General features: G+C 61.9%; 11 protein-coding genes. 4 read left to right on the forward strand and 7 right to left on the reverse strand.

Features of this window, described 5'->3' with window-relative positions:
* Window positions 1–193 (forward strand): hypothetical protein (locus tag AO240_RS28760; protein ID WP_218244399.1); only part of this gene is annotated, 193 nt, incomplete at its 5' end.
* A gap of 663 nt (window positions 194–856) precedes the next feature.
* Here the strand turns inward: AO240_RS28760 and AO240_RS22200 are convergent.
* From AO240_RS22200 to AO240_RS22230, 7 genes are all read right to left on the reverse strand, one after another.
* A complete protein-coding gene (locus AO240_RS22200; protein WP_099239259.1) occupies window positions 857–1,624 on the reverse strand; it encodes an SDR family oxidoreductase in 768 nt (255 codons plus the stop codon).
* 22 nt (window positions 1,625–1,646) lie between these two features.
* The gene (locus AO240_RS22205; RefSeq protein ID WP_099239261.1) at window positions 1,647–2,714 is read right to left on the reverse strand and encodes a phosphotransferase family protein; all 1,068 of its coding nucleotides are present in this window, start codon (window positions 2,712–2,714) and stop codon (window positions 1,647–1,649) included.
* Between the two features lie 144 nt (window positions 2,715–2,858).
* Window positions 2,859–3,809, reverse strand: a complete 951-nt coding sequence (locus AO240_RS22210) for a 2-hydroxyacid dehydrogenase (RefSeq protein ID WP_099239263.1) — start codon at window positions 3,807–3,809, stop codon at window positions 2,859–2,861.
* Between the two features lie 151 nt (window positions 3,810–3,960).
* The gene (locus AO240_RS22215; protein WP_099239265.1) at window positions 3,961–4,560 is read right to left on the reverse strand and encodes a TetR/AcrR family transcriptional regulator; all 600 of its coding nucleotides are present in this window, start codon (window positions 4,558–4,560) and stop codon (window positions 3,961–3,963) included.
* 57 nt (window positions 4,561–4,617) lie between these two features.
* On the reverse strand, window positions 4,618–4,827 hold the full coding sequence (locus AO240_RS22220) for a hypothetical protein (protein WP_058411225.1): 210 nt from the start codon (window positions 4,825–4,827) through the stop codon (window positions 4,618–4,620).
* Complete coding sequence (gene adeC / locus AO240_RS22225) at window positions 4,824–6,263, reverse strand: AdeC/AdeK/OprM family multidrug efflux complex outer membrane factor (protein ID WP_099239267.1); 1,440 nt, start codon at window positions 6,261–6,263, stop codon at window positions 4,824–4,826. Before adeC ends, AO240_RS22220 begins: the two co-directional genes overlap by 4 nt.
* A 60-nt stretch (window positions 6,264–6,323) precedes the next feature.
* Complete coding sequence (locus AO240_RS22230; RefSeq protein ID WP_099239269.1) at window positions 6,324–7,139, reverse strand: helix-turn-helix transcriptional regulator; 816 nt, start codon at window positions 7,137–7,139, stop codon at window positions 6,324–6,326.
* Between the two features lie 353 nt (window positions 7,140–7,492).
* Here AO240_RS22230 and AO240_RS22235 point away from each other — a divergent pair, with 353 nt between their 5' ends.
* From AO240_RS22235 to AO240_RS22245, 3 genes are all read left to right on the forward strand, one after another.
* On the forward strand, window positions 7,493–9,190 hold the full coding sequence (locus AO240_RS22235) for a cyclic peptide export ABC transporter (RefSeq protein ID WP_099239271.1): 1,698 nt from the start codon (window positions 7,493–7,495) through the stop codon (window positions 9,188–9,190).
* A gap of 473 nt (window positions 9,191–9,663) precedes the next feature.
* Complete coding sequence (locus tag AO240_RS22240) at window positions 9,664–19,335, forward strand: non-ribosomal peptide synthetase (protein ID WP_099239273.1); 9,672 nt, start codon at window positions 9,664–9,666, stop codon at window positions 19,333–19,335.
* Window positions 19,332–24,943 (forward strand): non-ribosomal peptide synthetase (locus AO240_RS22245; RefSeq protein WP_256586025.1); only part of this gene is annotated, 5,612 nt, incomplete at its 3' end. The genes AO240_RS22240 and AO240_RS22245, both read left to right, overlap by 4 nt.

The raw sequence follows: 24,943 nt of genomic DNA on the forward strand, positions 1-24,943 counted from the left end.
ATTTGCGTTTGCCCGTCGCAACAACATCTGGATGAACGCTGCCTCTGTGGGAGGGGGCTTGCTCCCGATAGCGGTGTGTCAGTCTATGCAAAAGCCGACCGGGCTAGCGCTATCGGGAGCAAAACCCTTCCCACATTTTGATCTTTATTGGCTGTGGTATTTGCGTTTGCCCGTCGCAAAAACATCTGGATGAACGCTGCCTCTGTGGGAGGGGGCTTGCTCCCGATAGCGGTGTGTCAGTCAATGCAAAAGCCGACCGGGCTAGCGCTATCGGGAGCAAAACCCCTCCCACATTTTGATCTTTATTGGCTGTGGTATTTGCGTTTGCCCGTCGCAAAAACATCTGGATGAACGCTGCCTCTGTGGGAGGGGGCTTGCTCCCGATAGCGGTGTGTCAGTCAATGCAAAAGCCGACCGGGCTAGCGCTATCGGGAGCAAAGTGGGAGGGGGCTTGCTCCCGATAGCGGTGTGTCAGTCAATGCAAAAGCCGACCGGGCTAGCGCTATCGGGAGCAAAACCCCTCCCACATTTTGATCTTTATTGGCTGTGGTATTTGCGTTTGCCCGTCGCAACAACATCTGGATGAACGCTGCCTCTGTGGGAGAGGGCTTGCTCCCGATAGCGGTGTGTCAGTCAATGCAAAAGCCGACCGGGCTAGCGCTATCGGGAGCAAAACCCCTCCCACATTTTGATCTTTATTGGCTATGGTATTTGCGTTTGCCCGTCGCAACAACATCGGGATGAACGCTGCCTCTGTGGGAGGGGGCTTGCTCCCGATAGCGGTGTGTCAGTCAATGCAAAAGCCGACCGGGCTAGCGCTATCGGGAGCAAGCTCCCTCCCACATGCAGCACTTGATCAGGACAGGAAACCACCGTCTACGTTCAGCGAAACGCCGGTGGTGTAGCTTGATGCATCGCTGGCCAGAAACAACACCGCGCCAGCCATTTCGCTGGGGTCGGCCACACGTTTAAGCGGGATCTGCGCCAGCGCCATTTTCAGGATCGCATCGTTTTTGACCAGCGCCGAGGCGAATTTGGTGTCGGTCAGGCCGGGCAGCAGGGCGTTGCAACGGATGCCAAAGGCTGCGCATTCCTTGGCAAACACTTTGGTCATATTGATCACCGCGGCTTTGGTAACCGAATAGATACCCTGGAACACGCCCGGCGAAACGCCGTTGATCGACGCCACGTTGATGATGCTGCCGCCGCCGTTCTCGCGCATCAGCTTGCCGGCTTCTACCGACATGAAGAAATAACCGCGAATATTCACGTCAACCGTCTTCTGGAACGCACCGAGGTCGGTGTCCAGCACGTTACAGAATTGCGGGTTGGTCGCGGCATTGTTGACCAGAATATCCAACCGGCCAAACTGTTCGCGGATGCCGGCGAACACCTGAGTGATCTGCTCCATTTCACCGATGTGGCACGCCACCGCGGTGGCTTTGCCGCCGCTTTCGATGATCGCATCCGCCACGTGCTGGCAGCCTTCCAGCTTGCGGCTGGACACAATCACATGCGCGCCTTGCTGGGCCAGCAACTTGGCGATGGCCTCACCGATACCGCGGCTGGCGCCGGAAACAAAAGCGATCTTGCCGTCGAGGTCGAACAGGTTGGTCTTGGACATGGGGGTTCCTTTTTATATGCGCTCAGAGCGCGGATTTGCCGATGACGTTCAGGCTCATCTGCTCCAGCAACGCGTTCATGTGGATGAACTGCGCAAAGCGTTTGTCCTGGGTCTGGCCATGGAAGAAGCGGTAATAGATCTGCTGCACAATACCGGCCAGGCGAAACAGGCCGTAGGTGTAGTAGAAGTCGACATTGTCGATCTGAATGCCCGAGCGTTCGGCATAGTAATCGACGAACTCGCGGCGGGTGAGCATGCCGGGGGCGTTGCTCGGTTGGCGACGCATCAGTTGCACCGGCGCAGGGTCGCAGGCTTCGATCCAGTAGGCGAGGGTGTTGCCCAAGTCCATCAGCGGGTCGCCGAGGGTGGTCAGTTCCCAGTCCAGCACGCCGATGATCTGCATCGGGTTGTGCGGGTCGAGAATCACGTTGTCGAAGCGGTAATCGTTGTGCACGATGCTTGAGGTCGGGTGGTCGGCCGGCATCTTGTCGTTGAGCCACGCGCGCACGGCTTCCCAGCGCGGTGCGTCGGGGGTCAGGGCTTTTTCATAACGCTCGCTCCAGCCGCGAATCTGCCGTTGCACGTACCCTTCAGGCTTGCCCAGGTCGGCCAGGCCACACGCGTTGTAGTCGACCTGATGCAGTTCGACGAATTTGTCGATAAAGCTCTTGCACAGCGCCTCGGTTTTGCTCGCATCCAGGCCCAGTTCAGCCGGCAGGTCGGAGCGCAGGATGATGCCGTTGACGCGTTCCATCACATAGAACTCGGCGCCGATCACCGACGCGTCGGTGCAGTGCACGTAGGCCTTGGGGCAATACGGAAAACCGTCTTTAAGCTGATTGAGAATGCGGTACTCGCGGCCCATGTCGTGGGCAGACTTGGCCTTGTGGCCAAACGGCGGGCGCCGCAACACAAATTCCTGGCCCGGGTATTCCAGCAAGTAGGTCAGGTTCGACGCACCACCGGGAAACTGGCTGATCTTGAGCGTGCCGCTCAAGCCCGGAATGTGCGCTTTAAGGTAGGGATCGATGAGGTTGGCATCAAGTTCTTCGCCAGGGCGAATCTGCGTCGATTGGTCGTTCAGCGCCATACTTATCCCTTCTGCTTATTCTGTAGGCCTTGGACTATTGGTTAATCTAATGCGCAGCACCGCCCAGCGACAAGGTCGGGGCGGCTTAATAGGTTAGCGTGTTGGCGCACGATCAGCGTGCCTGATCGGTCATTTAAGCAACGCTCAGTTGCGCGTGGGTAGCGCCACCGGGGTCAGTACCGGGCGCCCGGCGAAATATTCCACCAGATTGTCGGCCACGCGCTGCACGGTGTCATGCGCCGCATCCGGCGACAGCCCGGCCACATGCGAGGTGAGCACGGTATTGCTCAGGCGCTTGAGGGCGTCGGGCACTTTAGGCTCGTCGTCGAACACATCCAGCGCCGCGCCGCCGATGCGCCGTTGCTCAAGGGCCGACACCAGGTCGGCAGTCACCACGACGCTGCCGCGCCCGATATTCACCAGGTAGCCGTTCGGCCCCAACGCGTCCAGCGCGTGGCGATCAATCAAATGGCGAGTACTTGCGCCGCCGGGGGTGGCGAGGATCAAAAAGTCGGCGGTGCGCGCCAACTCCACGGCGGTGGCGCAGTAGGTGTAGTCCACATCATCGCGCGGCTGACGGTTGTGATAACTCACCTGCATGCCGAAGCCGAGGGCAGCACGTTTGGCGATCTCCATGCCCACCGCGCCGAGCCCGAGAATGCCCAGTTGCTTGCCGCCCAGGGAAGGGCGCATCACCTTCGGCCATTCGCTGCGGCGCACCGCTGCATCGGTCTGGGGAATGCCGCGCACCAGCGACAACAGCAGCGCCATCGCGTGATCGGCCACCGTCGGCGCATTCACCCCGGCGCCGTTGGTGACGACGATCCCGCGATTGCTCGCCGCTTGCAGGTCGACATGTTCGTAGCCGGCACCGATCACGCAGATGATTTCGAGCAACGGCAGCGCAGCGATTTCTTCGGCATACAGGCCCAACGGCCCACGCGTTACGACGGCCTTGATCTGCCCGCCGTGGGCCTTGATCGCCTGAGCGCGCTCTGCGGGCGTGGGCGCCAGAATCACATGAAAGTCATTACTCTCGATGATTGGCAGGTAGTCGTTAATGGTTTCAACCAGGACCAGAACAGTGGTGGGCATCGGAAGGCGCATCCTGAAGGGCTTTAGAGGATGAGTATGCGGTATTTGTAAGAAGCAGCGTTTTGTTGAGGTAAAAAACTTTCTTCTTTCGTAAGGCCTTTCTGAATTTACCGACCGTTCATCCAGCACAGGTTTTCTGCGAAAGGCATCCCTAGCAGGCAGGAACGTGTGCTTGTGACGTGCTATCTGGCAGCAGAGTGTTTCGCACTGCATCGAGGAATTCGTCTGACAAGCCATTGCCGCGAGTCGCACGAGAGAGGGTCAGGGCGCCGATCATCATCGCGTACCTGGCCAGCGAGGCCTGGCGGTCTTCATCCTCAAGCTGCTCAAATATCGCTAGCGAGTGTTCTACGCCTTCGATAAACGCGTGCTGCAACATTGTGCCGGCGGGCTCGTAGCACATACCGGGGGTAAACGCCGCTATTGCGCAGCCATCGCCCGGGTTGTCGCGATGGGCTGGCGATAAGTACGCGTGCAGGATGGCGTCGCGCGCGGCCTCAGAATCATCACTGCGGCTGATGTTTTCCTGCCAGCCCTGGTTCGATTTCTCGAGTGCACGTTGGCACGCTTCGATGGCGAGGGCTTGCTTGGACGAAAAATGCCCGTAGAAACCACCGTGGGTCATGCCGGCAGCGGCCATTACTTGCGACAAACTGATGCCGTGCAGGCCGCGCTCGCGGAATAAATGGGTGGCGGCCTCGACGATGATTTCACGGTTGAGATCGGCTTGTTTGCGGGAAACGCGGGGCATGGCGGGGCTCTCAGGGTCAAGGCGGCACGGCCGGAAAGTGCAGGGTTGGCGGGGGTTTCAAACAGCATTGCCGGGCGAGGCCGGGGCGTCCGCCAGCCGCAGGTTGGCGGCGATGTAGAACCCCAGGGTTTTGCGGTTTTTTACCTGATACTCACAGGGCACCAGTGACGTGTTGGTCAATTGCGCGGTTTCCAGCACGTGTATGACCAGCATCCGCTTGCCGCCCGAGCGCAGGCGCACATATTGGCCAGGCTCAAAGGTGCTCATGGGCGTGTCTCGGCGACGACCAGCGGTTTGGCTTCTGCCCATGCGCCGCCCAGCGCGGTGTACAAATTCACCTCGGCAACCAACTGCGCCAAACGGTCAGTGATCAATGCCTGTTGGGAGGCGAACAGCGAACGTTGTGCGTCAAGAAACACCAGGTTGCTGTCGACGCCGAGGCGATAGCGGCGCTCGGCGAGGTTGTAATAGTTCTGGTTCGCCGCCACCAGGTCGCGTTGTGCATTCAATTGCTCGTCATAGGTCTTGCGTGCCGCCAAGCCGTCGGCGACTTCGCGGAATGCCGTCTGAATCGCCTTTTCATACTGGGCGACGCTGATGTCTTTTTGCAGTTTGGAGTAGTTGAGGCTGGCGCGAAGGCTGCCGGCGTTGAAAATCGGCAGGCTGATCTGCGGCTGAAAGGTCCAACTGCCGGAGCCGCCTTTGAACAAGCTGGACAGCTCGGCACTCGACGCGCCCGCATTCGCGGTCAGGCTCACACTCGGGAAAAATGCTGCGCGGGCCGCACCAATATTGGCGTTGGCCGCTTTAAGTTCGTATTCGGCCTGCAGAATATCCGGACGTCGTTGCAGCAGGTCCGAGGGCAAGCCTGACGGCATCTGGGCCACCAGGTCGCTGGCCAGCGGCCTTGCCGGCAACGACGCCGGCAACGCGCCCCCGACCAACAGGGTCAGGCTGTTGAGGTCCTGTGCCACTTGGCGTTGATAACGCGCGAAGTCGGTACGCGCGCTTTCGACACGGGTTTGTGCCTGGGCCGCATCCAGCGAAGACGAGACGCCTGCCTGCAGGCTGCTGGTGGTCAAGCGCAGGCTTTCCTCGTAAGACTCCAGGGTCTCGCGGGTCAGCCCCAACAGCTCCTGGTCGGCGCGCCAGGTCAGGTAGGCATTCGCCACATTCGCCACCAGGCTCAATTCAGCGCTGCGTTGTGCTTGCTCGGTGGCCAGGTACTTCTGCATTGCCTGTTCACTGAGGCTGCGGATACGCCCGAAAAAATCCAGTTCATAAGAACTGATGCCGAGTGTCGCCGAATACGTCGAGCTGATCGACGGCTTGCCGGTCTGCGTGATGCTGGCCGGCAAGCGCTGACGGCTGCCGCTGCCATTCGCCGAAATAGCCGGGAACAGGTCGGCGCGCTGGATCTGATACTGCGCCCTGAACGCCTCGACGTTCAGCGCGGCAACGCGCAGGTCGCGGTTATTGGTCAAGGCCGCCTGAATCAATTCCTGCAATGCCGGGTCGTGAAACAACGTGCGCCACCCTTGCCTGGCAGCCGCTGCATTCACGGTTTTAGCCGAATCGCCATACGCCGGGCCTTGCGGAAACTGCGCGGCTACCGGCGCGTCGGGCTGGTGATAGTCGGGGATAAGCGAACAGCCGCTCAGCAGCAGTGCAACTGTCAGCAAAGACAAAGGAAACGTGTTCATTGACCAGCCTCATCTGAAAGGGACCCGGGCATGCCTGAGCAACCCGCTTGTTGAGTTCTGCTAGGCACCGACCATCCATTTGGTCAGGCCATGTCGACCGCTGACCCCAAGCTTTGCTGTCGCGCGCTTGAGATAGGTTTCGATGGAGCTTTTTTTAAGACTGAGTTTTTCCGCTATTTCCGGCACGGTTTCACCGATCAGCAGGCCCAGGCACACTTCCTGCTCGCGGGTGGATAACGTGATGTCGCTCAGCATCAGGCGATTCTGGAACTCGTGCTGCATCTGAGTGTGTTCATTGGCGGAAACCGGGGTGGTCATCCAACTGCCGAGCCTTTTCAGCGTGCTCTGGCGACTGAACTGCGCGTAGCTTTCGATCAGTGGCAGCAGCGCTTCAGAGAGGTTCTTGAGCAGCGACAGCTCAGTCAGTGAAAAATCACGCAGCGTGTGAGACCGATATAAGGTCACCACACAGCGGCGCTTGGCTTTGCGCGACACCAGCATGCACTGGTGAGCCGCGACCCTGGAGGTAGCGCCATTGGCTGCGTTGCCCCGGTTATTCGCACGGATCAGCAACGAGTCCTCCATTTCAAACATCTCTTTTAACAACGGATGATCGTAATGGTGGCGGGTGCATTGAGGCGGCGGGATGACCGTTGGGTCGCCCGAGCTGCCGAGTTCCTTGATGTCCAACAGCATCGCCTGCGCGTCATCAATCGCCCACTCGCTGAGCGTCAGCGCGGTGATGGGCAATAACTTGCCGACCAGCTTCAACATGTTGAGCGCGAACAGGTCCTGATCAGTACTGGAAATCAACTCGCCGAGTATGAAATAGAAGTGCGGGCTATCAGCATTTTGAATACTGCTGGTCAGGTCCATAGTCCAATCATCCTTGATATCGACATTGTGTTCAGCGTCGGAGGCATTGAGAGGAAAACCATTGCTCCCTCCTTTAAGTCTTACTGTCTGGGTCGGCATTAGGCCTCATGCACGCTGGCCTGGTCTGTAATGGAAAGCTGGGACATGTCTGCGGGCATTAAACGAAGACTGCAACGCCGCTGCGAAACCCTCCAATACGCCACGCTTTTCCTCGAAAAACGTTTTGTACAGGCTTTGGGGGACAGCCGATTTTCAAGCAATCCGTACACTTGGCAGCCCCGGCACCCTGGCCGGTTGGAGCGGTTTGCCTGACGGGTCTGTCCCGGTCTTGAGTGTATTTGAGGAATGAATCCATGAAAAAAGAGCATGAGAACCCGCCCAAGCCAGGCTCGGTCTTGCGCCTGCTGTGGCAAAACCATCCCTGGCTGGCGTTCTTTTCATTGATCACCGGCATCGTCAGCGGCGTGGCAGCGATCGCCGTCATTAACGTGGTTAATCAGGCGATTTATGAGCAAGGCTCGCGGCTGCACTTGCTGTACTGGTTTATTGGCCTGAGTGCGCTGGCGTTGGCGTTTCGCAATGCGGCGACCTTGTTTCCCGCGTACGCCAACATGAAATTAATGACGCGCTTGCGCATTGCCTTGTGCCAGAAAATCCTCGCATCGCCGCTTGAAGAAGTCGACCGTCGCGGCCCGCCGAATGTGCTGACGCTGTTGACCACCGACATTCCGCAGCTCAACGCAACGCTGCTGGTGATGCCGGCGATACTGGTCGAGTCGACCGTGTTCATGGTCGGCCTGGCGTACCTCGCCTACCTGTCATGGACGGTATTTGCCGTGACCTTGGGGCTGCTGGTCGTCGGCGCCATGCTGTACGTTTTTCTGTTCTTGGGCGGCGTGAAGTTCACCGGCCGCGTGCGTGACGAATTCACCGCGTTCAACGAACACACGCATGGCCTGGTGTTCGGCCTCAAGGAGCTCAAGCTGAATGGCATTCGCCGCCGCTGGTTCGCGCGTTCCGCCATCAAAGAGTCGTCCACGCGGGTGGCACGGTTCAATTTCATCGAGCACATGTGGTACCTCGGCGCCGAGAACATGGGCTTGCTCACTCAGTCGCTGTTGATCGGCAGCCTGGTATTCGCCCTGCCGTTCTTGATGGTCACCGACAGTCAAGTGATGACCGCGAGTGTGTTAACCGTGCTTTACATTCTGGGGCCGTTGGGGCTACTGATCAGTGCGATGCCGGTTGTCGCGCAGGGCCGGATTGCGGTCAGTCGGCTGGCGGAATTCGGCTTTCAGATCAATGAGCGGCATGCTGATTCGGCTGAGCCGGACACCTCCAATGTGCTGCGCCTTGCGCACATCAAGCAGTGGCAACACATCGCGCTCAAGGGTGTGGTGATGAATTACCAGGGCCCGGATGCCGAGCGCGGTTTTGCCCTCGGGCCTGTCGACCTGACGATCAACAGCGGTGAGTTGGTCTACATCATCGGCGGCAATGGCTGCGGTAAAAGCACGCTGGTCAAGGCCTTGTGCGGATTGTATGTGCCGCAGGCGGGCGAGATTCTGGTCGACGGCGTGGCGGTGACCGACGAAACCCGCAGCGATTACCGTGACCTGTTTTCCGCCGTGTTCAGCGATTTCCACCTGTTCAACCGGCTGATCGGGCCGGATGGCGAAGAGGCAAGCCCGGCGCTGGCGCAAAAGTACCTGGCCACGCTGGGCCTGGAAGACAAAATCAAGATCGACGGGCTGGGTTATTCCACCACCAAAGAGTTGTCCTACGGCCAGCAAAAACGCCTGGCGTTGGTCTGCGCCTACATGGAAGACCGCCCGGTGTACGTGCTGGATGAGTGGGCAGCGGACCAGGACCCACCGTTCAAGCGCTTCTTCTATGAAGAGTTGCTGCCCGACCTCAAGCGTCGCGGCAAGACCGTGCTGATCATCACCCACGACGATCAATACTTCCAACTGGCCGACCGTATCGTCAAGTTGGTCGATGGGCACATTGTGTCCGACGTGAGCCTCATTGCGCAGGATCGGCGCGCCTGATGTAAAACGCTGTACTTGTTCGCCCGATTGCCTGACGCCCGCCACCCTTTTGGTCGCGGGCGTTTTGTTTTTATGGATTTTAAAATCTATATAAAACAACAGCATAGATTGTTAATTGCGAAATATTTCACTGTCCCGTGAATGTCACGGATTCGGGTGACATACAGCCCAAAAGGCCGGTGCTTAAATTTGCCAATACCGTCTTCAGGTGACGCCTGTGCGTGGCCGTCCGGTGGTTTTTTGCAGAATTGGCGAGTGTCTGAGCCGCCCTACAAACCTGACATTTTAGTGACAAAAACGCTGAGTTTCGCCTCAACCTCAATCGTTGTTGCGCGGTGATTCAGGTGGCACTGAAAAAACTCTGAGAAGGATTTTATGAAACGTTTTTCTGCAGTTGCCATGGGCGACCTCGTCGCGAAAAAGCTCCTTTCAAACACCGTTGTCATCGCACGTTTTGTCGCGCAGGTGGTTGCATGAATTCGCTTATCCAGATGCCCCGCACGTTGCCCCTGACCGCCGCGCAAAAAGCTATCTGGCTGGACCAGATCAGCCAAGCGGATTCGCCGCTGTACAACATCGGTGCCTACCTGGAACTCAACGGCCCGGTCAACGCGCACCTGATGCAGCGCGCCGTCGAGTGGCTGGTGGCCAAACATGACGCGCTACGCCTTACGCTACTGAATGAAACCGACGCCGATGGCGTGCCGCTGCAGTACATTGCGGACGCGGTGCCGGTCGAGGTGCCGCTGTTTGACCTGTCTGATCGGGATGATCCTGCCGCTAGCGCCGTGGCGCTGGTAGAGCAGCAGATGGCCAGGCCGTTCTGCTTGACCGAGGCGCCGCTGTTTCGCTTTTTCCTGATCAAGCTGGGCGAGGCGCATTACTACTTCGGCAACCATGCCCACCACATCATCCTGGATGGGTGGGCTTTTGGTGAAATGCTGCAATCGTTGGGTGGCATCTACACGCGCCTGGCCGAAGAGCAGCAGCCCGACATGCAGGCGACGTCTTACGTCGACTTCATCTTCGACGACGCGCGCTATCGCGAATCGGCCCGTTACGCCAAAGACCGCGACTACTGGCAGGCGAAGTACCAGACGCTGCCGGAGCCGCTGTTTGCCGCGCGTCACCATGATCACTTTGCCAAGGGCAAGGCGCCAGGCTGTCATTACATACGGCCATTCCCGGTGGCGCTGCACGCGCGCATGGGCGAGTTGGCAAAAGACTTTCAGGCCTCGACCTACCACGTGTTGCTGGCGGCGATGTACGTCTACTTCACCCGCGTTACGCAGCGTGATGAGTGGGTGGTGGGCCTGCCGTTGCTCAACCGTACGGCCAAATTCAAGGGCACCCTCGGCATGTTCACCCAGGTCAGCGCCGTGCGCTTCAGCCTGGGCCGCGAGCTGAGCTTTGGCGAAGTGATTTGCGCAGTGCGCGATGTGCTCAAGCAGGATTACCGTCACCAGCGCTTCCCGCTCAGCGAGATGAACCTGCGCCCGGAAGCAGGGCAACTGTTCGACCTGACCCTGTCCTACGAGCAGGATGACCACCCGTTCCAGTTTGCCGGGCAGCGTGGCGACCTGGTCAAAGTCACCAATAATCACGAGCAAATGCCCCTGGCGTTTCACTTGCGGGCAAGCAACTACAAGGATAAGGCGTGGGCGCACTTCGTCTATAACCAAGCGTATTTCAATGCTGATGAAATCGAGGCCTTGGCCGAGCGCTTCACGTACGTGCTGGAGCAGGCGCTGGCGAATGCCGACCTGGCGGTGGGTGATTTCTCGCTGTGCACCGAGGCCGACCGCGCGTTGCTGCAACAGTGGAATGCCGAGGTGGGTTCATACCCTAGCGCTGACACGCTGCATGGCCTGTTTGAAGGCCAGGCTGCGGCCCGCCCGGATGCCACCGCCGTGGTGTTTGAAGAGCAGCGCTTGAGCTACAGCGAATTGAACCAGCGCGCCAACCAGGTCGCTCACCGCCTGCTGAACCTGGGCGTGCGCCCAGATGACCGGGTGGCGATTTGCGTGGAGCGCGGCCTCGACATGATTGTGGGCTTGCTCGGCATTCTGAAGGCGGGCGCCGGTTATGTGCCGATTGACCCGGCGTATCCGCAGGAACGCATCAGCTACACGCTGCAAGACAGTGCACCGTTCGCGGTGCTGGTGCAGCCCGCAACGGCGGCACGGGTCGCCGAGCTGTCGGTGGCGGTGATCGACCTGCAAGCCATCGATGGCCCGGCAGAGGCGTTGAGCAACCCGCAGGTGCCGGGCCTGACGTCGGCGAACCTGGCGTACGTGATCTACACCTCCGGCTCCACCGGCTTGCCCAAGGGCGTGATGATCGAACACCGCAACGTGGCGCGGCTGTTCTCGGCCACGCAAGGCTGGTTCAAGTTCAATCATCAGGACGTGTGGGCGCTGTTCCACTCGTTTGCGTTTGACTTCTCGGTCTGGGAAATCTGGGGCGCGCTGGTGCATGGCGGTGCGTTGTTGGTGGTGCCACAGCTCACCAGCCGCTCGCCGGATGACTGCTACGCGCTGCTGTGCAACGCCGGCGTCACGGTCCTCAACCAGACCCCAAGCGCCTTCCGCTCGCTGATCGCTGCGCAGGGCCAAAGCCCGCTCACGCATTCGCTGCGCCAGGTGATCTTCGGCGGTGAAGCCCTGGAGCCGGGAATTCTCAAACCCTGGTATGCGCGTGCGGCCAACGCCGCTGTGCAACTGGTCAACATGTACGGCATCACCGAAACCACGGTGCACGTCACCTATCGCCCATTGCAGCCCGAAGACGCGCAACGAGTGGGCACCAGCCCGATCGGTGTGCGTATCCCCGACCTGCGCCTGTATGTGCTTGACGCCCAAGGCCAACAAGTACCTCACGGCGTCGAGGGCGAGTTGTATGTCGGCGGTGCGGGCGTGGCGCGCGGCTACCTGAACCGGCAGCAAATGAACGCCGAGCGTTTCCTCAGCGACCCTTTTGACAGCACGCCGGGTGCGCGCATGTACCGCACGGGCGACCTTGGCCGCTGGCAGGCAAATGGCACTATCGAGTACTTGGGGCGCAACGACGACCAGGTGAAAATCCGTGGTTTCCGTATCGAGTTGGGCGAGATTGAAGCGCGTCTTGCCGCCTGTGAGGGCGTACGCGAGGCGGTGGTGATTGCCCGCGAAGATGAACCCGGCGAAAAGCGTTTGGTGGCCTACCTGATCGCCGCCGACGGTGCCGACCTGAGTGCGGCCGATTTACGCGCGCAGTTGCAGGTGTCGCTGGCCGACTACATGGTGCCCGGCGCGTTTGTGATGCTCACACAGTTGCCGCTGACCACCAACGGCAAGCTCGACCGCAAAGCCTTGCCCGCGCCGGACAACAATGCCTTCGCCCGGCGTGACTACGAGGCACCGCAAGGTGCGCTGGAAACTACGTTGGCACGCCTGTGGGGCGAGCTGCTCGGCGTCGAGCGGGTAGGGCGCCACGACCAGTTCTTCGAGCTGGGCGGCCATTCGCTGTTGGCGGTCAAGCTGATCGAACGCATGCGCCAAGTCGGCCTGAATGCTGACGTCGGCGTGCTGTTCGGCCAACCCACGCTGGTTGCGCTGGCAGCCGCCGCAGGCAGCCGGCACCAAGTGCAGGTGCCGGCCAATCTGATCCCGGACGATTGCAGCCGCATCACCCCGCACATGCTGCCGCTGGTTGAGTTACCCCAAGAACAGATCGACCTGATCGTCGCCGGTATTCCGGGCGGCGTTGCCAATGTGCAAGACATCTACGCATTGGTGCCGTTGCAGGAGGGCATCCTGTTTCACCACCAAACCAGCACCGACGGCGACCCGTACCTGCTGCAAGCTGTGCTGCGCATGCGCAGCCGCGAGCAGGTGGCGGATTTTGCCGAAGCCTTGCAACAGGTCATCGCGCGCCACGACATCCTGCGTACGTCGGTGGCGTGGCAAGGCCTGGACGAACCGGTACAAGTGGTCTGGCGCGAAGCGCGCCTGCCGGTGCAGTACGTGCAGTTGCAGGCGTCGCCCAAGGATGTTGTGACCCAATTGCAGGAGCGCTTCGACCCGCGCCACACGCGCATGGACCTTACCCGGGCGCCGATGATGGCGCTGAATGTTGCCGAAGACCTGGCGGGCGGCGGCTGGGTCGCGGTGTTGCAGTTCCATCACCTGATCGATGACGCCACCTCGCTGGCGCTGCTTGGCCAGGAAATCGAAGCGTTTTTGCACGGGCGCGGCGACCAGTTGACGCCGTCGGTGCCATACCGCAACTACGTGGCGCAAACCCGGCTGGGCACCAGCCAGGCAAGCCATGAGGCGTTCTTTCGCGACATGCTTGCCGACGTCGACGAGCCGAGCCTGCCGTTCGGCCTGCAAGATGTGCAAGGCGATGGCCTGGGCATCGAGCAGGCGAGCTTGCCGGTAGCGCCGCAGTTGAGCCAGCGCCTGCGCGCGCAGGCTCGCCGGTTGGGCGTGAGCAATGCCAGCCTGCACCACTTGGCCTGGGGCCAAGTGGTCGGGCATTTGTCGGGTCGCCGCGACGTGGTGTTCGGCACCGTGTTGATGGGCCGCCTGAGCAGCGGCGAGGATGCCGACCGTGCCTTTGGCATGTTCATCAATACCTTGCCGCTGCGCGTTGAAGCGGGCGAGCAGGGCGTTGAACGCGCCTTGAAAACCACCCACGCACGCTTGGCCGCGTTGCTCGGCCATGAGCACGCGCCGTTGTCACTGGCGCAACGCTGCAGTGGCGTTGCCGCGCCCACGCCGTTGTTCAGCGCGTTGCTCAACTACCGGCACGCGGCGGTGGGCGCGCAATCGGCGGCGGACGCCGGCAAGGCACTGAACTGGGCCGGTGTCGAAATGCTCGGCGGCGAGGAACGCACCAATTTCCCGCTGATGCTCTCGGTCGACGACTTGGGCGACGCCTTCGGTCTCAGCGTGCAGGCGGTGGCGGGCGTCGACCCGCAGCGCGTCTGCGGCTATATGCACCGAGTACTGGAAGCCATCGCGGACGCCCTGGAACACCAGCCGGAGCAGGCGCTGCACAGCCTTGTGATGCTGCCGCGCGCCGAGCAGCAATTGCTGCTGGCGGCGTTCAACGCGTTTGATGCCGACTACCCCGTCACCCCGAGCGTGCACGTGCTGTTCGAAGCGCAGGCGCTGCGCCAGCCCGAGACGATAGCGGTCACCTACGCAGACCAATCGCTGAGCTACGGCGCGTTGAACGCGCTGGCCAACCAGATCGCCCACCGGCTGATCGCCGAAGGCATCGGCGCCAATGATCGGGTGGCGATCTGTGCCGAGCGCAGCCTGGAAATGATCGCCGGCCTGCTGGGCATCCTCAAGGCGGGCGCCGGTTACGTGCCGCTGGACCCAGCCTACCCCGACGAACGCCTGGCCTACATGCTGCAAGACAGCGCGCCCAAAGTCTTGCTGACCCAACAGCGCCTGCAACAGCGCTTTACGCCGTCGCTGTCGCAGGTGTTGCTGTTGGACGCGCAGGCGCGTGCGGTCAACGGTATTCACGAGCAGCCAGAGTACAACCCGCAGGTCAGCGGGGTTAACGCCGATGCGCTCGCCTACGTGATCTACACCTCCGGTTCCACCGGCCAGCCCAAGGGCGTGGCCATGCCGCACGGCCCGCTGGTTAACCTGATGCAGTGGCAGATCGCGCAAACCCTGACCGACGGCCGACCGGCCCAGCGCACCCTGCAATTTGCCGCGCTGGGTTTTGACGTGGCCTTCCAGGAAATTTTCAGCACCCTGTGCGCCGGTGGCGAGCTGTCGCTGATCCATGGCGATGTGCGGCTGAACTTCCGCGAGCTGTTCCGGCATATCTGCGAGCAAGGTATCCAGCGCCTGTATTTGCCGTGCATTGCCCTGCAAGCGCTGGCCGAAGCCGTGGCGGAAACCCCGGAACTCGGCCGCTTGCCGTGTGCGTTGAGCGATGTGATCACCGCCGGTGAGCAATTGCGCATCAGTGAGCAGATGCGCGCGCTGTTCCAGCGCCTACCCGGCTGCCGCCTGCACAACCATTACGGCCCCACCGAGTCCCACGTGACCACGGCACTGACACTCGACGGCGACGTTGGCGCATGGCCGCTGCTGCCGTCGATTGGCGTGCCGGTGGCCAATACGCGCATCTACCTGCTGGACGAACAACTGCAACCGGTGCCGCTGGGCGTGGCCGGCGAGATTTACATTGGCGGTGCCTGCGTGGCGCGTGGCTATTTGCACCGTGATGACTTGACCGCCGAACGTTTCTTCGCTGACCCGTTCCAGTCGCAGGGCCGTGTGTACAAGACCGGCGACCTGGGCCGTTACCAGCGTAACGGTGAAATCGATTACTTGGGCCGCAACGACGGCCAGATCAAGATCCGTGGTTTTCGCGTGGAACTTGGCGAAATCGAAGCACGTTTGGCGCAGCACGCCGGCATTCGTGATGCGGCGGTATTGGTGCGCGAAGACAGCCCCGGCGACAAACGGCTGGTCGCCTACTTCACGGCGCAGGCCGAGCATGTACTGCCGGGGATTGACGGCCTGCGCGCGCATTTGCAAGCGCTGTTGCCCGACTACATGATTCCGGCGGCCTATGTGCAGTTGGCCAAACTGCCGCTGTCTCCCAACGGCAAGCTCGACCGCCGTGCCTTGCCGGTGCCGGATGTCGACGCGTTTGCCAGCCGTGAATACGCAGCGCCGCAAGGTGCTACCGAAACCACCCTGGCCGAGCTGTGGGCGCAGGTGCTCGGCGTTGCGCGCGTGGGCCGCCACGACAACTTCTTTGAACTGGGCGGCCACTCGTTGCTGGCGGTCAAGCTCATCGAACGCATGCGCCAGCGCGGCATGAGCGCCGATGTGCGCGTGTTGTTCGGCCAACCGACGTTGCTCGCGCTGGCCGCAGCGGTGGGCGGCGGCAGTGAAATCCAGGTGCCGGCCAACCGCATTCCGCTCGACTGCGCGCAGCTTCGCGCCGACATGCTGCCGTTGATCAAACTGAGCCAGGGCGAGCTTGAGCGGATTGTCGCGCGGGTGCCCGGTGGCGCGCGCAATGTGCATGATATTTACCCGCTGGCGCCGTTGCAGCAGGGCATTCTGTACCACCACATCACCAGCGAGCAGGGCGATCCGTACCTGTTGCAGGCCACCTTCAGCCTGCAAAGTCGCGAACAACTCGACACCTTCGTGCAGGCCTTGCAGGCCGTCATCAACCGCCATGACATCACGCGCACAGCGGTGCTCTGGGAAGACCTTGAACAGCCTGTGCAAGTGGTGCTGCGTTGCGCCGAACTGGCGCTGGAAGCCCTCAGTTTTGATCCGGCCCAAGGCGCTGTGCTGGAGCAATTGCACGCACGCTTCGACCCGCGCCAGGTGCGCTTGAACCTCAGCCAGGCGCCGCTGTTGCACCTGGCTTACGTGCACGATGAAGCCAACCAGCGCTGGCTGGCCATGTTGTTGTTCCACCACATCGCCATGGACCACACGGCGCTGGATGTGATCAACGAGGAAGTGCTCGCCTACCATAACGGCGGCTTCGCGCAACTGGATGCGGCGATGCCGTACCGCAATTACGTGGCCCAAGCCTTGCTCGGTGTGAGCCAGCCTGCGCACGAAGCGTTCTTCCGCGAAATGCTCGGCGACGTCGACGAACCGACCTTGCCGTTTGGTTTGCAGGAAGTGCAGGGCGACGGTCTGGCGGCCGCAGAGGCCAAGATCCAGCTGGATGCAAGCCTGTGCCGGCGTCTGCGCGCGCAGGCACGCCACTTGGGTGTCAGCGCCGCCAGCCTGCATCACTTGGCGTGGGCGCGTGTGCTGGCCGCCGTCAGTGGGCGTGACGACGTGGTGTTCGGCACGGTGTTGCTGGGCCGCATGCAAAGCGGTGACGGCGCCGACCGTGCCTTGGGCATGTTCATCAACACCTTGCCGCTGCGCGTGGCGGTTGGCGCCCACGATGTGCGCGCCGGGGTGCGGGCCACTCATGCACGGCTGAGTGCGCTGCTCGGCCACGAACATGCACCGCTGGTGGTGGCGCAACGTTGCAGCGCGGTGCCGGCGTCGTTACCGCTGTTCAGTTCGATCCTCAATTACCGTCACAGCCCGTTGCTGGACAGTGCAGGGCCGCCGTGCTGGGCCGGTGCCGAAGTACTTGAAGTGCGCGAGCGCACCAACTACCCGTGCATGCTCTCGGTCGACGACCAGGGCGAAGGCTTCCTGCTCGGGGTGCAAACTACCGGTGTCGACGCCGAGCGCGTGGCGGCTTACATGCAAACCGCCTTGGGCAGCTTGGTGGAGGCACTGGAGAGCGCGCCGCACACCACCTTGCAGCAGCTGTCGGTGCTGCCGGCCGCCGAACGTGAAACCCTGCTCGAAACTTTCAACGACACCGCCAGGGACTACCTGCTACAACAGACGATTCATGGTCTGTTCGAAGCTCAGGTTGAGCGCACACCGGACGCCATCGCCGTTCAGGCCGAAGGTCAGCGCTTGAGCTACCGCGAGCTTAACCAGCGCGCCAACCGCCTGGCCCATCACCTGCTCGAGCAGGGTGTGCAGTTGGAGTCGCGGGTGGCTATCTGCGTCGAGCGTGGCATTGACATGGTCGTCGGCTTGTTGGCCATCCTCAAGTCCGGCGGTGGCTACGTACCGCTGGACCCGGCCTATCCGCCGGAGCGCCTGGCCTACATGCTCGACGACTGCACGCCCGCCGTGGTGGTGGTGCAAGACGCCACGCGTGGCTTGCTCGCAGAGCTTGCGGCGCCGGTGGTGAACCTCGACCAGAACACCTGGCAACAGCAGTCAGCGGGCAATCCGCAGGTGCCGGGCCTGACCCCGCAGCATCAGGCCTACGTGATCTACACCTCAGGCTCCACCGGCAAACCCAAGGGCGTGCTAAACGAGCACAGCCCGGTGGTCAACCGCTTGCTGTGCATGCAGGACGCTTACCGTCTGGACAGCTCGGACGCGCTGTTGCAGAAAACCCCATTCAGCTTCGACGTGTCGGTGTGGGAGTTCTTCTGGCCGCTGTTCACCGGCGCACGCCTGGTCATGGCGCGCCCTGACGGCCACAAAGACCCGGCCTATTTGTGCGAGGTGATCGAGGCCGAGCAGATCACCACCGTGCATTTTGTGCCGTCGATGCTCGATGTTTTCCTCGCCCACGGTGACGTCAGCCAGGCCGCCGGTCTGGTGCGCGTGATGTGCAGCGGTGAAGCATTGCCGGGCAGCCTGGTGCGGCGCTTCAAGGCGCAATTGCCGGGCAGTGCCTTGCTCAACCACTACGGCCCCACCGAAGCCGCCATTGAAGTGACGGCGTGGGATTGCAGCGGTGCGCTGACCGCGGATAACACGCCCATCGGCAAACCGATCGGCAACGTGCGCCTGTACATCCTCGACGAGCAACTGCAGCCGGTGCCTCTGGGCGTGCGCGGTGAGCTGTTCATCGGCGGCGTGCAAGTTGCCCGTGGCTACTTGAACCGGCCTGAACTGACCGCCGAACGTTTCCTCAAGGACCCGTTCAGCCCGGGGCGTATTTACCGCACCGGCGACGTCGCGCGCTTCTTGCCCGACGGCAATATCGAATACCTCGGCCGCAATGACGACCAGGTGAAGATCCGTGGCGTGCGTATCGAACTCGGTGAAATCCAGGCACGCCTGGCCGAGTTTCCGCAGGTGAATGACGCAACGGTTATCGCTCGCGAAGACGTACCGGGGGACAAGCGCCTGGTGGCTTATTACACCGGCATGCACAGCGCCAACGAGGCGTTGCGCGCGCACATGCTTGAGCAACTGCCCGAGTTCATGGTGCCGCAGGTGTTCGTGCACCTCGACGCCTTGCCGTTGAACCCCAACGGCAAACTCGACCGCAAGGCCTTGCCGGCGCCAGACCTCGGCTTGCTGCGCAGCCATGCGTACGAAGCACCACAAGGCGACATCGAAATCGCCATGGCCAGGCACTGGATGGAGCTGCTGAACGTGGAACGCGTGGGCCGCCACGACAACTTCCTTGAGCTGGGCGGCCATTCACTGCTGGCGGTCAGCCTGATCGGGCGCTTACGCCAAGAGGGTATCGAGGCGAACGTCAAGGCGCTGTTCGAACACTCGGCGCTGTGGGAATACGCGGCTATTACGCAACGAATGGAGATGGTCCTGTGAGTGTTATCGAACTGTTGGCGACACTGAAAGAAAAAGACGTACAGCTTTCCGTCAAGGGCGATCAACTGGTGTTGCAGGGCAACAAGCTGGCATTGAGCGAGCCGGGCGTGCTGGCCTCGCTGCGTGAGCACAAGGCTGCGCTGATCGCGTTGATCAATGCTGGCGAATACTCCGCGCAGCGTGCCGGGCACCTCGACGTGCCGGCGAATGCCATCGCCGCCGATTGCACGCGTATCACGCCGTCGATGTTGCCGCTGGTGGAATTGAGCCAGCCGGCCATCGACCGTATCGTTGCCACGGTGCCGGGCGGTGCCGCGAATGTGCAGGATATTTACCCGCTGGCGGCGCTTCAGGAAGGCATCTTTTACCACCATGTCACCGCGCGCCAGGGTGATATTTACCTGATGCGCTCACAGTTTGCGATGGCCACGCGCGCGCACCTGGACGCGTTCGTTGTGGCCTTGCAGCACGTGGTTGACCGGCATGACATCCTGCGCACCAGCGTGGTCTGGGAAGGGTTGGAGGCGCCGGTGCAAGTGGTCTGGCGCCAGTCGCAACTGGTGGTTAACCAGGTTGAACTGGACGTTTGCGACGAGCCGGTGACCGAGCAGTTGTATCGGCGTTTCGACGCCCGCGCCATGCACATGCAGCTGGGCCAGGCGCCGTTGCTGCGGGTGGTGATTGCCGAAGACCCGGCCAACCAGCGCTGGGTGGCGATGTTGCTGTTCCATCACATCGCCATCGACCATGTGGCGATGCAAGTGGTGTATCAGGAGCTGCACGCGTATTTGAACGGCTATGCCGATCAACTCGGCCCAGCCGCGCCGTACCGCAACTATGTCGCCCAGGCGCGCTTGGGCATGACGGTGCAAGAACACGAGGGGTTCTTTCGCGACATGCTCGGCGACCTCGACGAGCCGACTCTGCCGTTCGGCCATCAGGATGTGCAGGGCGATGCGCACGTGGTCGATATTGAGCACTTGCTGGACGCAAGCCTTAGCCGCCGCTTGCGAGCCCAGGCGCGCCAGCAAATAGTCAGTGTGGCCAGCCTGCATCACCTGGCGTGGGCGCAGGTATTGGGGCGAATTTCCGGGCGTGATGACGTGGTCTTCGGCACCGTGCTGATGGGCCGCATGGGCGGCGCGCAGGGCAGTGAGCATGGCCTTGGGCTGTTCATCAACACCTTGCCGCTGCGCCTGGATGTGGGCGCGCTGGACGTGCAAGCAGCGACCAAAGCCGCGCATGTGCGGCTGACGCGTTTGCTTGGGCATGAACACGCGCCGCTGGCGCTGGCCCAGCGTTGCAGCGGCGTGGCCGCGCCCACGCCGTTGTTCAGTGCGCTGATCAACTACCGGCAAAGCCCGGCGCCGGCCGCCAGTGCCCAGCACTGGGACGGTATTGAGTTGCTCGGCGGCGAGGGCCGCAGTAACTACCCGCTGGTGTTGTCGGTGGACGACGTGGGTGAGGATTTCAGCTTGACCCTGCAAGGGGTTGCCAGCATGCCGTTGCAGCGCATCCTCGGCTATTTGCTGACGGCGCTGGACAGCCTGGTGTGCGCGCTGGAACGGGGCCAGGCCACGCCGATGCGCGACTTGCCGATTGTGCCTGGCGATGAACTCGATACGCTGCTGACAGGCTTCAACGACACGGCCAGGGCTTACCCGCGCGGGCAGACGATTCATGCGTTGTTTGAGGCCCGCGCCGCAGCGCAGGCGCAGACGGTGGCGGTGCGTCAGGGCGAGCAGCAGTTGAGCTATCAACAGCTTAATGAGCAGGCCAACCAACTCGCCCGACAGCTGATTGCGCTGGGCGTTGGCCCGGATGATCGCGTGGCCATTTGTGCGCGGCGCAGTGTCGAGACGCTGGTTGGCCTGGTGGCGATTCTCAAGGCTGGCGCGGCGTACGTGCCGATTGACCCGGCCCACCCGCAGGAGCGCATTGCCTACCTGCTGCAAGACAGCGCGCCGGTGGCGGTGCTGGTGCAAACCGCCACCCGTGCGCTGGCCAGTGGGCTGTCGGTGCCGGTCATCGACCTTGATGCCATCGATTGGCAGGCAGGCTTTGCCGCTGATCCGCAGGTGGCTGGCCTGACCCCGGCCCACCTGGCCTATGTGATTTACACGTCCGGCTCCACCGGCCAGCCCAAAGGTGTGATGGTCGAACACCGCACCCTCGAAAACCTGGTGAACTGGCATTGCGAGGCGTTCGACCTGCACCCTGGCGGGCACACCTCCAGCGTCGCCGGTTTCGGTTTCGACGCGATGGCGTGGGAGGTCTGGCCAGCGCTGTGCGTGGGCGCAACCGTGCACCTGCCGCCGGCGCAGCAAGCCAATGAAGACATCGATGCGCTGTTGCGCTGGTGGGTTGCGCAACCACTTGACGTGAGTTTTCTGCCCACGCCGGTGGCCGAATACGCCTTCAGCCAAGGCATCGAACACCCCACGCTGAAAACCCTGTTGATCGGTGGTGATCGACTGCGCCAGTTCGGCACGTCCCAGCGTTTTAAGTTGGTCAACAACTACGGTCCCACCGAAGCCACGGTGGTGGCCACCTCCGGCGTGATCGAAGCCGGCAAAGTTCTGCACATCGGCAAGCCTGTCGCCAACGCGCAGGTGTACGTGCTCGATGCGCAACAGCAGCCGGTGCCGCAGGGTGTGGCCGGTGAGCTGTATGTGGCTGGCGCCGGTGTGGCGCGCGGTTACCTCAACCGCCCGCAAATGACCGCCGAGCGTTTCCTCAAAGACCCGTTCAGCCACGAGCCGCAGGCGCGCATGTACCGCACCGGTGACCTCGTGCGCTGGCTGGCGGACGGCACCCTGGAGTACCTGGGGCGTAACGACGACCAGGTGAAGATCCGTGGCGTGCGCATCGAGCTGGGCGAAATCGAAAGCCGCCTCGGCGACTATGCGGCTGTCCGTGAAGCCGTGGTGCTGGCCCGTGACGGTCGGCTGGTGGCGTACTTCACCGAAAAACAGCCGGTCGATCTCGAGACCCTGCGCGGTTGGCTGCAAACACAGTTGCCGGACTACATGGTGCCGGCTGCGTACGTGCGGCTGGACCAATTGCCACTCACCGCCAACGGCAAACTCGACCGCAAGGCGCTGCCGGCGCCCGGCCTTGAGTCGGTACTCAGCCGCGAGTACGCAGCGCCGCAAGGCGAGGTTGAAACCACCCTCGCGCAGATCTGGGCAGACGTGCTCAAGGTTGAGCAGGTGGGGCGCCACGATCATTTCTTTGAACTGGGCGGCCATTCGTTGCTCGCCGTCAACCTGGTGGAGCGCATGCGCCAGGCCGGTTTGAGCGCCGATGTGCGCGTGCTGTTCAGCCAGCCAACCCTGGCGGCGCTGGCCGCTGCGGTGGGCGGCGGCCACGAGGTGGTGGTGCCGGCCAACCTGATTGTGCCCGGCTGCGTGCACATCACGCCTGAGCTGTTACCGCTGGCGGCCATCAGCCAGGCCGGCATCGACCTGATCGTTGCTGCCGTGCCCGGTGGCGCGGCCAATGTGCAGGACATTTACCCGCTGGCACCGTTGCAGGAAGGCATTCTTTATTTGCACTTGTCGGCGCAACAGCGTGACCCATACGTGTTGAAGTCGCAGTTCGCGTTTGACGATATTGAGCGCCTGCACGCGTTCTGCAACGCCTTGCAAACCGTGGTCGACCGGCATGACATCATGCGCACCGCCGTACTCTGGGAAGGGCTGGAGCAGCCGATGCAAGTGGTGCTGCGCGATGCGCAACTGTCCATAGAACAGTTCGAACCCGCGTCAGATGGCGGTTCGGTGGTCGACCAACTATGCGCCGATGTCGACACTCGCTACGCACGTTTGAACCTTAACCAGGCGCCGTTGATGCGCGTGGTGCATGCCTACGACCAGGCGCGCGGGCAGATCGTCGCGTTCTTCCTGTTCCACCACTTGGTGCTCGATCACACGGCACTGGAGGTGGTGCAGTCTGAAATGCACGCGTGTCTGCAAGGCCAGGCCGAGCGATTGGGTGCAAGCGTGCCGTATCGCAATTACGTCGCGCAGGCGCGGCTGGGCGTCAGCGAGCAGGCGCATGAAGCGTTCTTTCGCGAGATGCTCGCCGACATTGATGAGCCGACGCTGCCGTTCGGGCTGCAAAACGTCGAGGATGACGGTGCAGGCATCGACGAAGCCTGCCTGACCCTCGACGACAACGTGAGCCGCCGCCTGCGCGCCAGCGCCCGTCAACTCGGGGTCAGCCCGGCAAGCGTGTTCCACCTGGCGTGGGCGCAGGTGCTGGGGGTTGTCGCGAATACCGACCGCGTGGTGTTCGGCACGGTGATGATGGGCCGCCTGCAGGGCGGTGAGGGCGCCGACCGTGCGCTGGGCATGTTTATCAACACGCTGCCGCTGCGCGTCGACATCGACGGGCAAGCCGTGCAGGCCGCGCTCAAAGCCACGCACCTGCGTCTGAGCGGCTTGCTCGGTCACGAACATGCCTCGCTGGCATTGGCGCAACGCTGCAGCAGCGTCGCGCATTCCACACCGCTGTTCAGTGCCTTGCTCAACTACCGCCACAGCGCAGCGCCGTCAGCGGCCGAACACACCGCGCAACAGCAGGCGTGGCAGGGCATTCAGGTGGTTGACGTGCATGAGCGCACCAACTATCCGCTGAGTGTGAGTGTTAACGACCTCGGCGAACAGTTCAGCCTGAGTACTTTGGCCGTGGCGTCGGTGGGGGCGCAGAAAGTCTGTGGTTATTTGAATACGGCCCTGGAGCAATTGGTCGAGGCACTGGAGCACACGCCGTATGCAGCGCTGAACCGGTTGTCGATTCTGCCGGCGGATGAGCGTCAACAGGTGTTGGGCGAATTTAACGCGACGGCGCGTGTTTACCCCGACACGCAAACCCTTCACGCGGTATTCGAAGCACGTGTCGCCGCCACGCCGGATGCGCTGGCCGCTGTGCAGGGCGAGCAACGCGTGGCCTATGCCGAGCTGAATACGCGGGCCAACCTACTGGCGCATCACTTGATCGGCCTCGGTGTGCTACCGGGCGACAGCGTGACGATTTTGCTGGAGCGTTCCGTGGATTTGCTGGTGAGTCAGTTGGCAATCAGCAAGTGCGCAGCGGTTTACGTACCGTTGGACGTCAACGCGCCCGCCGACCGTCAGGGTTTTATGATTCAGGACAGCGGCGCGCATTGGTTACTTACGGCGACGTCGATTGAGGTGCCCGAGGGCGCCCATCGTTTGGACCTGGATACGCTGGACCTTAGCCAATCGCCTAATCACAACCCGGCAATCGAGGAATCAGCCGAGACAGCGGCGTACATCATGTACACCTCCGGCTCCACCGGCACGCCGAAAGGCGTATTGGTGCCTCACCGTGCAATCACGCGGCTGGTAATCAACAACGGTTACGCCGAGTTCAACCAACACGACCGTGTAGCCTTCGCCTCGAACCCTGCTTTTGACGCCAGCACGCTCGACGTGTGGGCGCCGCTGCTGAATGGCGGCACGGTCATCGTCGTCGATCATGACGTGCTGCTGTCGCAACAGGCATTTGCCGATTTGCTCAGTGTTGAAGCAGTCAATGTGCTGTGGATGACGGCTGGCCTGTTTCATCAATACGCTGAGGG

The sequence above is a fragment of the Pseudomonas sp. ICMP 460 genome (assembly GCF_002723595.1).
Lineage (GTDB): Bacteria > Pseudomonadota > Gammaproteobacteria > Pseudomonadales > Pseudomonadaceae > Aquipseudomonas > Aquipseudomonas kitaguniensis.